This is a genomic window from Amycolatopsis sp. cg5, assembly GCF_041346955.1.
Taxonomy (GTDB): domain Bacteria; phylum Actinomycetota; class Actinomycetes; order Mycobacteriales; family Pseudonocardiaceae; genus Amycolatopsis.
This window is the reverse complement of record NZ_CP166849.1, coordinates 2,678,838-2,690,857: the sequence shown is the minus strand read 5'-3', so window position 1 is coordinate 2,690,857 and position 12,020 is coordinate 2,678,838. Positions and strand designations below refer to the sequence as shown.

Genomic DNA, 12,020 nt, shown 5'->3' with positions numbered 1-12,020 from the left:
GACGCGCACGACCCTAAGCCTCGGGTTCGAGCACGAAGACCGGGATCACGCGGTCGGTCTTCGCCTGATACTCGACGTACGTCGGAAACGCCGCGACCGCGCGCTCCCACCACTCGGCCCTCTCGTCGCCGCTGACCTCACGGGCGATCATGCTCCAGCGTTCAGCGCCGTCCTGGAGATCCACCACCGGCCCGGTTTTGAGGTTGAAGTACCAGACGGGGTGAGTCGGGAAGCCCGCTTTCGAGGCCACCGCCGCGTACCGTCCCTCGTGCTCCACGCGCATCAGCGGGATCTTGCGGAGCCGTCCGCTTTTCGCGCCGCGCATCGTGACGATCACGACCGGCAGGCCGGTGTCCCACAGCGTCGTACCCCGCGTGCCGCCCGAACTCTCGTACAGCTCGACCTGGTCGCGGATCCATTGCGCCGGACTCGGGTCGTACTCGCCCTCAAGCGGCATCGCGGTCACTCCGGTGTCGTGCGCTGATCCTGTCGCACCAGTCCAGCACGACCTTCCTGCCAAGAGCGGCTCTCGCCCCGAAGCCTGCCCTTTCAGGCACGGCTCGGTAAGAATCGAGGCCATGCAGGGAGATCGGACACGCTGGACAGTGCACGGCTCACGACGGATCTATGCCTCGGAGTGGGTCAACCTCGATCTCGACGACGTCGAGATCCCCGGCGGGCGGCGGTTCGACCACCATGTGCTCCGGTTCGACCGCCCTTCCGTCGGCGCCGTGATCGTCGAGGACGGCCGTGTGCTCTTGACGCGGCGGCATCGGTTCACGATCGGCAGGTCGGGCTGGGAGATTCCGGCGGGCTGGTGCGACGAGGGCGAGACGCCGGTGGAGGCCGTCCGGCGTGAGGCGCTGGAGGAGACCGGTTACGCGGTCTCCTCCTGCGAGCACTTGTTCACGCACTATCCGCTCGCGGGGATCAGCACGCACCAGTTCCAGCTGTTCGTCTGCGGCGGCGCCGTCAAGGAAGGCGAGGCCGACAGCAGCGAGGCCGCGGAGCTCGGCTGGTTCACCTGGCCCGAGGTTCGCGCGCTGATCCAGGACGGCGAGATTCCCGACGGCAGCTCGATGATCGCGCTGACCTTCTATCTCAGTACTCGTCGATGATCTTGCGGAGCACGCGGTGCACCTGCGCCAGCGCCTCCGCCCCGATGAAGTCGCGCAGTTTCGCCTCCAGCTCCCCGATCAGCGTGAACGCGGTCTCGACCGCGCGCTCCCCCCGTTCGGTGAACACGATCAGCTTGGCGCGCCGGTCGCTCGGATCGGGTACGCGGCGCACGTAGCCGAGTTTCTCCAGGTCGTCGACCAGCTCGCCCATGGCCTGCGGGGTCATCACGGCCTTCTCGGCGAGCTTGGTCAGCCGGATTCCGTCGGGCTCCAGGTTGATGAACACGGTCGCGTGCGCGGGCCGGACGTCGGGGTCCGCGGCCTTGCCCGCCTCGTTGATCTCCTCCGACAGCCGCGAGTAGGCCAGGTAAAGCAGCTCCGGGGTGTTGTCTTCCACGCGTCCTCCTCGTACTCTTCAGGGAGCATTATATTCAGGTAGCCTTACTAAATCCAAGGAGCAACCCGTGACCGAGTACTGGGGCGACATCGACAGCGAGCGCGCGAGCCTCGCCGACCAGCTGGACGACCTGACCGAGGCGGAGTGGAAAGCGCCTTCGCTCTGTGCGGGCTGGACGGCGCGCGAGGTCGTCGCGCACCTGACGTATCCGACGCGCGAGACCTGGGGCGCGATGCTCCGCGGCCTGGTCAAGGCGCGTGGCGACTTCGACCGGATGACCCACGAGTCGGCGATCAAGGAGGCCGCGCCGTTCAGCAACGCCCAGCTCGTCGCCGGGCTGCGTGACATCGTGGGCTCGCGCGAGCTGGCGCCGCTGACCAAGCCGAGCGAGCCGCTGTTCGAGATCCTGCTGCACGCCCAGGACATCATGCGCCCGCTCGGCCGGACGCGGACGATGCCGCCGCCCGCCGCGCTCAAGGCGGTCGAGCGGATCTGGTCGATGGGTTTCCCGTTCAACGCCAAGAAGAAGCTGAAGGGATTCCGTCTCAACGCGACAGACGTCGACTGGACCGCGGGCGAGGGCGAGCTCATCGAGGGGCGTGTCGAAGATCTTCTGCTGCTGGTCTCGGGGCGGACCGAGATCGCGCTCGCCCAGCTGTCCGGCGACGGCATCGGAGCGCTCAAAGGTGGGATGACCGGCTAGTATCCCGGAACGTGACCTACGTTGCGGCGACCAGCCGATACGACTCGTTCCCCTACCGGCGCTGTGGCCGAAGTGGACTGAAGCTTCCCGCCATCTCACTCGGCCTGTGGCACAACTTCGGCCACGACAAGCCGTTCGACACCCAGCGCGCCATCGCCAGGCGCGCGTTCGACCTCGGCATCACCCACTTCGACCTGGCCAACAACTACGGCCCGCCGTACGGCTCGGCCGAGACCAACTTCGGGCGCATGCTCGCGGACGACTTCAAGCCGTACCGCGACGAGCTGATCGTGTCGTCGAAGGCGGGCTACGACATGTGGCCGGGCCCGTACGGTGAGTGGGGCTCGCGCAAGTACCTGCTGGCCTCGCTCGACCAGTCGCTGGGCAGGCTCGGCCTCGACTACGTCGACATCTTCTACTCGCACCGGTTCGACCCGGACACCCCGCTGGAGGAGACCGTCGGCGCGCTCGACACCGCGGTCCGCTCCGGCAAGGCGCTGTACGTGGGCATTTCCTCGTACTCGTCGGAGAAGACCCGCGAGGCCGCGCGGCTGCTGCGCGAGCTGGGCACCCCGCTGCTCATCCACCAGCCGTCGTACTCGATGTTCAACCGCTGGAGCGAAGAGGACCACCTGCTCGACACCCTCGAGGCGGAGGGCGCGGGCTGCATCGCCTTCTCCCCGCTCGCGCAGGGCCTGCTGACCAGCCGTTACCTCGACGGTGTCCCGTCGGACTCGCGCGCGGCGCAGGGCAAGTCCCTCAACCCGACCACGATCGACGAGACCGCGCTCGCGAAGGTCCGCGCGCTCAACGAGATCGCCCAGCGCCGCGGCCAGTCACTCGCCCAGCTCGCGCTGGCCTGGGGCCTGCGTGACCCGCGCATGACCTCGGTGCTGATCGGCGCGAGCAGCGTCAAGCAGCTCGAGGACAACGTCGGCGCGCTGGCCAACCTCGACTTCACCGCCGAGGAACTCCGCGACATCGACCAGTACGCCACCGAAGGCGACATCAACCTCTGGAAGAAGTCGACCGACGCCTGAACTACCGGGATAAAGCGGGCTTAACTCCGCGCGATAAAGCCCGCTTTACTCCCGGGAGTAAAGCGGGCTTTATCCCGGCATCTAGGCGCACTTGGGGAACAAGGGCCTGGTGCCGCCGGTCGCGGCGGGGTCCGTGAACTTGCAGCCGTACGAGGGCGCCGAGACCGCGCGTGGGTCGTTGACGACGTCGCCTGCCGGGCGCTTGCCGGTCTGGACCCACTTGAGCAGGTCGTCCCAGGCGGCGCCCGCCTCAGCCGCGCTGAACTCGCAGTGGTTCGACGTCCGGATCGCGCGCTGCACCAGCAAACCCGCGCGGCCGTGCCGCGCGACGTCATCGCGGTAAGCCTGTTCCATCGAGAACGGGACGAACATGTCGCCGAGCCCGTGCAGGCTCAGCACCGGCACGGTCGGTGTTCCGGCGATGCGCGGGATCTGGGTCAGCGAAGGCGTGAACCGGGCCCACAGGTTCGACGGCGGCACCCGGCGGACGGTCCGGTTGACGTCGACCGGCGTGTTCGGGGTGTACCGGGTGAACACGTTGGTCGCCAGCTGCGCCGGATACTCCGCGAGGCTGTTCCCGGTCGGCGGCTCCGCGATCGTGAACAGGAAGTGCTTCCACAGCTCGAAAGAAGCGTCGGCGCCCGGCCTCGCTCCACCGGAGCGCTCGACCGTGATCGCGCGCAGTTGCTTGCCACGGTCGGTCAGCGTTCCGGTCAGTCCGAGCTTCTGCTCGATCTTCGGCACCGCGTTGGTCTGGTAATCCGCGGGCACCGGGTACGCCGAAATCCCCGAAAGGTCCTGCGCCACCAGGTTGTAATCGTAGAAGAAGTCGAACAGCGACTGGTCGCCGAGCACGCCGCACATCGGCAGCGCGCCGGCGTAGAAGCCCGGGTACTCCTCCAGCGAGCGCCCGATGACGTGCCCGCCCATGGACACCCCGGCGAGGTAGACCTCGCGAGGCCGTTTAACAAGCTTTCCGAACAGCGACGCCAGCTCGCGCGTCGTCGTGACGCCGGCCTTCACGTCGTAGCCGTTGTCGTAATAAGACGAAGCAGCCCAGGCGAAACCCTGGTCGAGCATGCGCTGACGCAGCCCGAACCCCGGCGGGTCGACGGTCAGCACCTTGCCCTGGCCACGGTAACCGTGCGCCCACAGGGCGAGTTTGCCGTTCCACTTCGGCGGCACTTCGATGTCGTACGCGGCGTGCCCGTGCACCCCTTGCAGGACGCGGGTCGGCTCGCCGCCGACGGTCGCGGGCGCGAGCGGCGGGTTGACGATCGTGTATCCGGGCAGCGGCTGGTCGTCGGCGGCCAGCGCGGGCGCGGCGGTGACCACGGAAAGGGCGACGACGGCGGCGAGGAGCATGCGGATGCGCATGGACCGAACCTAGCCGTCGAGCACCTCATCGAGATAGGGCCCGAGCACCGTGACCGTCTCGCGCGCGATCTCGGCAGGCGTGCCGTCCGGCGAAGCCGCGTAGCTGACGGCGAGCCGGACGAGGTAGCGCGAGATCCGGTTCAACGCCTCGTGATCGGTGTCCGGCCACTGCTTGACCAGCATCTCCGTCAGCCGGATGGTCGCGCCGTGCAGGATCGGGCCCGCGTGGTTGGTGACCGTGGACAGCAGGCCGTCGCTGTCGTCGCCCGCGACGATCGCCTTGATCAGCGGTTCCTCGGCGGCCGCGGTCAGGAAGACCTCCAGCGCGGCCGCGAGCGCCGCACGGGGCTCGGCCACGTGCGCGACGATCGCCTCTTCGACGGCCGCGAGGAACACCTCGGTCTCGCGCAGGATGTACGCCTCGGCGAACAGCTGGCGCGAGCGGAACTCCTTGTACAGCGTCTGCCTGCTGACCCCGGCCGCCGCGGCGATGTCGCCCATCTTCAGGTCCTGCCACGGCTTCTCGCGCAACAGGTCGGACGCGGCGTTGAGCAGCGTGTCGCGAAGGAGCACCTTCGCGGCTTCGGCGTACGGGACCCGGGGTGCCATGTCCACCACGTTGTCAGCACCCCTGATCCGTGTCAACGACGTGGACACGATCAGGGCGCTCACGCGCGTTCGACCTCGACCATCACGAAGTCGGCCTTCGCGGCGCCGCAGTCCGGGCACGACCAGTCGTCCGGGATGTCGTCCCACTTCGTGCCGGGTGCGATGTCCTCGTCCGGCCAGCCGAGTGCCTCGTCGTACTCGAACCCGCAGACCTCACAGCGGTAGACCTTCATGCCACGACCTCCTCGAAATCGATCTTCTCCCTGACCCCGCAGTCCGGGCAGCACCAGTCGTCGGGCACGGCGCCCCACTCGGTGCCCGCCGGGAAACCCTCACGCGGCGCGCCTGCCGCCTCGTCGTAGACGTATTCGCAGACCGGGCAACGGAAACTGCTCATGCCCCGTACCTCGCCAAGATCTTGGTGCGGTTGCGCGGATTGACGTTCGCGAGCGTGATGTCGCCCTCGTAGTGCGCCAGTACGCGCTTGTCCATCACCTTGCGCCACACCGGCGGCAGGTAGGCGAACACGATCATCGACGCGTACCCGGCGGGCAGCTGCGGAGCCTGCTCGAAGTGCCGCAGCGCCTGGTAGCGCCGGGTCGGGTTGGCGTGGTGGTCGCTGTGCCGCTGCAGGTGATAGAGGAAAACGTTGGTGCACACGTTGTTGCTGTTCCAGCTGTGCCGGGGCGCGGGCCGTTCGTACCGTCCGCGCGGCTCCTTCTGCCGCATCAGCCCGTAGTGCTCGAGGTAGTTCACGGCCTCCAGCAGCGAGAACCCGAACACGGCCTGGATCAGCAGGTACGGCAACACCGCCACGCCATAGAACGCGACCAGCGCGCCGAAGAGCACCAGCGTCATCACCCAGGCGTTGAGCACGTCGTTGCGCAGCGTCCACGGGCTCTTGTTCATACGGGCGAGCCGCGCCTTTTCCAGTTCCCAGGCGGATTTCAGGCTCCCGACGACCGAGCGCGGCAGGAAACCCCAGAACGTCTCGCCGAACCGCGAGCTGGCCGGGTCCTCCGGAGTCGCGACGCGCACGTGGTGCCCGCGGTTGTGCTCGATGAAGAAGTGCCCGTACCCCGACTGCGCCAGTGCGATCTTGGACAGCCATCGTTCGAGCTGGTCTTTCTTGTGCCCCAGCTCATGCGCGGTGTTGATGCCGATACCCGCGACGATGCCGACCGTGATCGCCAGCCCGATCTTGTCCACAATGGACATCGGATGCGTCGTCCACAGCCAGCACGCGACGACCAGCGAGACGTACTGGATCGGCAGGTAGAGGTAGGTGACCCAGCGGTAGTAGCGGTCGTTCTCCAGCCAGTCGATGAGGCTGTCGGGCGGATTCTCGGCGTCGGTGCCGACCAGCAGGTCGATCAGCGGGATGAGGCCGAAGACGATGATCGGGCCCGCCCACCAGAACAGCCCGAGCCCGGTGGCGGACACGAGCCCCCACGCCAGGAAGGGCGCCGTCGGGATGATCAGGCCGAGCAGCCAGGCATAACGCTTGCCATCCCGCCAGGTCACCGGCTCCGTGGCCGCATTTTCGATCGACGTCATGCCGCACCTCCTCGTGCTTACACCACAACCAACCCGTGTATCGAAGGTAGACACGACAACATCCCGTGTCAACCAAGCGAGCACGAACGGGCTACGTGTACACACCTGGGGTCGTGAGTGGTATGGCCGGTTCTAACCGGCCGTACCACTCACGACCCTGGATGGCACTGGTCATCACCGGCGAACCCCCAGGGCTGGGGTCACGAGCCCATCAGCTTCGGCGACCGCTTTCGAGGGGGATGCGCGGAAGGCCCGTTCACCCTGCGCGGCTGCATGAAGGCTCCCTTCATCCGGCAGACCCTGTATGAAGGCTCCCCTCATACACCAGGCCCGTATGAAGGCTCCCTTCATCAAGTCGGCCTTGGATGAAGGGAGCCTTCATACAGCTATGCGTGATGAAGGGAGCCTTCATACAGCTCGATGGACCTCCACGGCCGAGGTCGTGAGTGGTATGGCCGGTTCTAACCGGCCATACCACTCACGAGCCCTTAGCGGCGGCCGGGTGAGGGAAGGTGCGCGGTCTCGGGGAACATGTGCAGCGCGCGCAGGGCGGCGCCGAGTTCGGCGATGTCGGCCGGGTCCGTCAGAGATCGGCCCAGTTCTTCGGTGATCCGCTTCAGGCGGTGCCGGATCGTGTTGGGGTGACAGAACATCCGCTCGGACGTCAGCTTCGTCGAGCCCTGGTGCTCGAACCACGCGCGCAACGTCAGCAGCAGCACGTTCCGGTCGTCACCCGGCAGGTCCAAGATCGGCTGCAGCACGTGATGCGCGAGCTGCACCGAGGCCTCCGGAGCGCTCGCGACCAGCCCGGCCAGCGGCGATTCGTTGAACTGCACGATCCCCGAAGACCCCGGCATGAGGCTCGACAGCGCCACCCGCGCGAGGTGCAACGCCCGCGCCGTATTGGCCAGCCCGGTGAAGACCGGGCTCACTCCGATGCGCCCGGACGGATTCTCGCGCAGCAACTCGATCAGCACTTGCGACGCCTGGGGGTCGCGCATCGACACGACGCCGACCTGAAGATCCGGGGTCAGCCGCCAGGCCGACGCGTGGCACCGGTCGCGCAGCCGCGTTTCCATCTGGGGCAACGGTTCCTGGCCGACCGTGGGTGCCTCCGCCGCGACCACGACGAACGTCCCGTCGAGCGAAAGTTCCAGTACCCGCGCGATGTCCCAGAGCGAGCCCTCGGTGCCGCCCGCGAACAACGCCTCCACCAACGCGGAACGCCGGTTCTGCCTGGCGGCCATCGACTCGGCGGTCGCCTCGCGGTAGGCCGTCGTGAGGGCCTCGGCGTAGTCGTCGACCAGCGCCCAGATCGCGGTGGTCGCCGCGACCAGGCCGCCGAAATCCTGGCGGGCGCCGGTCAGTTCGACGAACTTGTGCCATACCTCGGTCAGGCCGATGCGGTACGCGCGCAGCAACTCCGGCAGCGGCGCGCCCTGCAGTCCGCGGGCGCGGCCGGTCGCGCGCGCCTGCGAAAGATCGGGTGAGCCGGAGCCGGTGAGCGTCCGCATCACGAAACCGAGATTGACGCGGACCGAGTCGTGCAGCTGTTCATAGGTCACGAAGCGCGCGTCGTGGTAGACGGCCATCTCGTCGAGGATCTGCTCGACGGTGTTCTTGATCATTTCCGGCAGCCGGGTTTCCACCTCGACGGCCAGTTCCGCGACCTCGGGAGCGATGTCGACATAGTGCATGGCTTCCTCGGTCCTCCTCGTCGAGTACCTGGAAGTCGGAATTTAACACCAATTCGGCCGAACAGGCTAAGCCGCTCCGCGTATGCGGCGTTAGCCCGCCCGGCCGATCCGCAAGTGCTACCTCATCTTGGCGGCGGCGCTCTTGATCGCCTCCCTGATGCGGAAGTACGAACCGCAGCGGCAGACGTTCTCGATCGCGTCGATCTGCGCGTCCGTGGGGTTCTTGGTCTGCTTCAGCAACGCGACCGCGGCCATGATCTGGCCGGGCTGGCAGTACCCGCACTGCGCGACGTCCTGCTCCAGCCAGGCTTCCTGGACCGGGTGCAGCACGTCGCCGTCCGCGAGTCCCTCGATCGTGGTGACCTCCTTGCCCTCGGCCTCGGAAACCGGGACCACGCAAGGATTGATGGCCGCGCCGTCCAGGTGGCTGGTGCACGCCTTGCAGACGTTGATGCCGCAGCCGTACTTCGGGCCGCGGACCTTGAGCTTGTCACGCAACGCCCACAGCAGCGGCAGGTCGGCTGGCGCGTCGACGGTGACGGGCTTTCCGTTCACGGAGAAGGTGTAGGTAGGCAAGTGGATCTCCTCAGCGCGGGAACGGTTCGAAGTCGACCGGGAAGTTGATCGGGAAGCTGCGCGGCTTGATGCCGGTCGCGCGCGCGTACGCGTTGGCGATCGCGCCGACCGGCGCCGGCAGGCCCAGCTCCCCCGCGCCGCCTGGCTCGTCGCCCGTCGCGGGCATGACGTACACCTCGACCTGCGGCGGCGAATTCTTCTGCCGCGCGTAGTGGAACTGCGAGTAGCTGCCTTCCAGCGGCAGGCCCTTGTCGATGTGCAGCCCCGCGGTGAGCGTCGTCGAGATCGCGTCGGTGAGACCGCCGAGCATCTGCGACTGCAGCCCGCGCGGGTTGACCGGCCTGCCGACGTCGACGGCGATGGTCGCCTTGGTGACGCGTGGTTTCTTCGGGTCGCGCGCGTCGATTTCGACCAGGCACGCGGTGTACGACTTGTACTCGCCGTGCACGGCGACGCCCTGCGCGAAACCCTTCGGCATCGCCTTGCCCCACTGGCCGAGTTCGGCGACCTTTTCGAGCACCTTGCGCTGCCGGTCGACCTTGATGAACTCCTTGCGGAAGGCCACCGGGTCCTTGCCGAGCTTCGCGGCGATCTCGTCGACCATGATCTCTTCCGCGCCACGGGTGTTCGCCGAATACACCGACCGCCACGCGCCGGTGTGGAACTTCAGCGGCACCTCGTTGAGCAGCTGCGTGGTGACGCCGAAGTTGTACGGCGACTTGATGGTCAACAGGAACACCGTCTGCGCGAAGCTGAGGTTCCCGCCGACGGGCAGCTTCGCCGCGAACGCGGTGAGGATCTCGCCGAGCCCGTGCCCCCAGTCGGTTTCGATGCTGGCGACGCGGTGCTCGAACGTCAGCACCTGCCCCAGCGCGAACGTCGCGCGGATCTTGTGGTGACTCGCGGCGCGGGCGCGGCCGTGGCGCATGTCGTCGATGCGGCTCCACATCAGCCGGACCGGCTTCTTCATCGCCTTGGAGATCTGCGCGGCCTCCAGCGCCGCGTCGAAGAACAGCCTGCGGCCGAACGACCCGCCCCCCTGCTGGACGTGCACGGTGACCTTGTTCTCCGGCAGCCCGATCGCCTGCGCGATGCTCTGCTTGGCCAGGATCGGCGACTTCAAGCCGGCCCAGATGGTCGCGTGGTCGGCGCGGACGTCGGCGACCGCGGAGTTGGACTCCATCGGCGCGTGGCTGGCGAACGCGAAGTCGAACTCGGCGTCGACGTACTGCGTGAGCAGCGGCGGCACGACGAACGGCAGCGCGGCGGCCTGCAGCTTCTTCGTGATCGACGCGTTGTTCTCGGCGTCGACCGTGCCGGCGTTCCAGGTGACGTCGAGCGCGTTCTTGCCGTCGAGCGCCTGCCCGAACGTCTCGGCCATCACCGCGACCCCGGTCGGCACCACCGCGAGGTCGATGATGCCGGGCATCGCGCGGACGGCGGCCTCGTTGTTGACCTTCTTGACGGTGCCGTTGATGCTCGGCGGGCGCCGGACCATCACCGGCATCGCGCCGGGGATGTCGAGGTCGAGGGTGTATTCGAGCTGCCCGGTCACCATCGCGCGGGCGTCCTTGCGCGAGGTCGGCGTGCCGACGAGCTTGAAGTCGGCTTCCCGCTTCAAGGTGGCGTTGGCCGTCAGGTCCGTGCGCGCGGCGAGCGCGGAAAGCGCGCCATAGCTCGACTTCCGCCCGTCCGGCGCGAACACCGCACCGTCCCTTGTGGACAATCGGGCGGCGTCGGCGTTCCACTGCTTCGCGGCGGCGGCGACCATCCTGGCGCGGGCGGCCGCCGCCGCGGCGCGCACCGGCCCGTACACCGAGCGGATCGTGTTCGACCCGCCGGTGAGCTGGTTGAACAGCAGCTCCGGCCTGGCGTCGGACAGCACCACCTCGACCCGCTCCAGCGGCAGGTCCATCTCCTCGGCGACGAGCATCGCGGTGGCGGTGGTGATGCCCTGGCCGACCTCGGCGCGCGGCAGTTCGAGGCGGACCTTGCCGTCGGCGGAGACACCGAGCACGAGCATGTTCGCCGTCGGCGCGCACGACAGCGTCAGCACGTCGCCGAGGTCGAGGATCTCGGCGGGACCGGGCAGGGTCGGGATGACGGCTTCGGCTTCGCCGGGCGAGACGGCGTCGACGGTGATCTTCGTGGCGAGCGTGAGCGTGGGCGCGGCGACCAGGAAGGTCAGGAACCGTCGCCGATCCGTGGTGGGTTGGGACATCACATCCCTTTCGGCAGTGTCGGGGGTCCAGCCACGCTAGGCAGGGCATTCGGCCCAGTCAACGGTCCGTAGTCGTGTCGGTCCATCTCTGTCACCAGATGACATCGAGCCCCGGAAAATGTGTGCCGCGACACATTTCCGGCCCCCGTGTAAACCGCCTACTCGAACTGCTTGAGCGACCACTCCGCCCAGTCACGCAGCATGACGAGCTGCCGCAGGCCGAACTCCAGCGAGATCCGGCCGTACTTCGCGCCGAGGCCAGGCCCCCATTCGGTCACCCGCTCGATCTCGTGCAGCGCTTCGAGCCGCTCGGTGAAGACCTCCAGGTTCTGCTGGAGATAGGTTCGCGCCTCTTCCGGCGACAGGACGCTGAGGAAGAACACCCGCAACAGCCGATCGTCACGCTTGGTGCCGTCGGGGACCACCTCGATGAGCCAATGCCGCAGATCGGCGTGCCCGTCCGGGGTGATCTCGTACTCCTTGCGCCCGCGCGGCCCCTCCGCGGCGACGCGCACGAGGCCCGCCTTCTCCATCTTCCCGAGCTCGCCGTAGAGCTGGCTCTGCGTGGCGGGCCACACGAAGGTGAACCGCTCCTCGAAGCGTTTCAGCAGGTCATAACCACTTCCCGGCTGTTGCGCGAGCAGTCCCAGCACGGCGTGACGAAGGCTCATATCGGACACCTTACCTTCCACTATTGACAGGTCCAGAGCTGACCCTCTAATTTC

At 67.6% G+C, this 12,020-nt stretch carries 12 protein-coding genes and 1 pseudogene; 3 read left to right on the top strand and 10 right to left on the bottom strand.

Annotation, left to right across the window (positions count from 1 at the left end):
- Window positions 1-13: 13 nt before the first annotated feature.
- Window positions 14-457, bottom strand: a complete 444-nt coding sequence (locus AB5J62_RS12365; protein WP_370950247.1) for a nitroreductase family deazaflavin-dependent oxidoreductase — start codon at window positions 455-457, stop codon at window positions 14-16.
- A gap of 121 nt (window positions 458-578) precedes the next feature.
- Here AB5J62_RS12365 and AB5J62_RS12360 point away from each other — a divergent pair, with 121 nt between their 5' ends.
- Window positions 579-1,118 carry an NUDIX hydrolase gene (locus AB5J62_RS12360; protein ID WP_370948346.1) on the top strand — a complete coding sequence of 180 codons (540 nt, stop codon included), beginning with the start codon at window positions 579-581 and terminating at the stop codon, window positions 1,116-1,118.
- Here AB5J62_RS12360 and AB5J62_RS12355 read toward each other — a convergent pair.
- A complete protein-coding gene (locus tag AB5J62_RS12355) occupies window positions 1,102-1,515 on the bottom strand; it encodes a MarR family winged helix-turn-helix transcriptional regulator (protein WP_370948345.1) in 414 nt (137 codons plus the stop codon). The two genes, AB5J62_RS12360 and AB5J62_RS12355, sit on opposite strands and share 17 nt — an antisense overlap.
- A 67-nt stretch (window positions 1,516-1,582) precedes the next feature.
- On the opposite strand from AB5J62_RS12355, the gene AB5J62_RS12350 reads away from it, so the two are divergent.
- Complete coding sequence (locus AB5J62_RS12350; protein ID WP_370948344.1) at window positions 1,583-2,218, top strand: maleylpyruvate isomerase family mycothiol-dependent enzyme; 636 nt, start codon at window positions 1,583-1,585, stop codon at window positions 2,216-2,218.
- A gap of 11 nt (window positions 2,219-2,229) precedes the next feature.
- On the top strand, window positions 2,230-3,258 hold the full coding sequence (mgrA, locus tag AB5J62_RS12345; protein ID WP_370948343.1) for an L-glyceraldehyde 3-phosphate reductase: 1,029 nt from the start codon (window positions 2,230-2,232) through the stop codon (window positions 3,256-3,258).
- An 81-nt stretch (window positions 3,259-3,339) separates the two neighbouring features.
- On the opposite strand, the gene AB5J62_RS12340 is transcribed toward mgrA, so the two are convergent.
- The 8 genes and pseudogenes from AB5J62_RS12340 to AB5J62_RS12305 all read right to left on the bottom strand — a co-directional run bounded on the left by AB5J62_RS12340 (window position 3,340) and on the right by AB5J62_RS12305 (window position 11,966).
- Window positions 3,340-4,635, bottom strand: a complete 1,296-nt coding sequence (locus AB5J62_RS12340; RefSeq protein WP_370948342.1) for a hypothetical protein — start codon at window positions 4,633-4,635, stop codon at window positions 3,340-3,342.
- Window positions 4,636-4,644: 9 nt separating this feature from the next.
- Entirely contained in the window at window positions 4,645-5,307 is a 663-nt protein-coding gene (locus tag AB5J62_RS12335; RefSeq protein ID WP_370948341.1) for a TetR/AcrR family transcriptional regulator, read from the bottom strand.
- Entirely contained in the window at window positions 5,304-5,477 is a 174-nt protein-coding gene (locus tag AB5J62_RS12330; protein WP_370948340.1) for a rubredoxin, read from the bottom strand. Before AB5J62_RS12330 ends, AB5J62_RS12335 begins: the two co-directional genes overlap by 4 nt.
- A pseudogene (locus AB5J62_RS12325) lies at window positions 5,474-6,801 on the bottom strand (fatty acid desaturase). Before AB5J62_RS12325 ends, AB5J62_RS12330 begins: the two are co-directional and overlap by 4 nt.
- 488 nt (window positions 6,802-7,289) lie before the next feature.
- Window positions 7,290-8,498, bottom strand: coding sequence for a PucR family transcriptional regulator (locus AB5J62_RS12320; protein ID WP_370948339.1), 1,209 nt, complete (start codon window positions 8,496-8,498; stop codon window positions 7,290-7,292).
- 117 nt (window positions 8,499-8,615) lie between these two features.
- Complete coding sequence (locus AB5J62_RS12315) at window positions 8,616-9,074, bottom strand: (2Fe-2S)-binding protein (protein ID WP_091290703.1); 459 nt, start codon at window positions 9,072-9,074, stop codon at window positions 8,616-8,618.
- Window positions 9,075-9,084: 10 nt separating this feature from the next.
- Window positions 9,085-11,295: a molybdopterin cofactor-binding domain-containing protein gene (locus tag AB5J62_RS12310; RefSeq protein ID WP_370948338.1), complete on the bottom strand. Its 2,211-nt coding sequence runs from the start codon at window positions 11,293-11,295 to the stop codon at window positions 9,085-9,087.
- Window positions 11,296-11,453: 158 nt separating this feature from the next.
- Window positions 11,454-11,966, bottom strand: coding sequence for a PadR family transcriptional regulator (locus tag AB5J62_RS12305; RefSeq protein WP_370948337.1), 513 nt, complete (start codon window positions 11,964-11,966; stop codon window positions 11,454-11,456).
- Window positions 11,967-12,020: the final 54 nt, after the last annotated feature.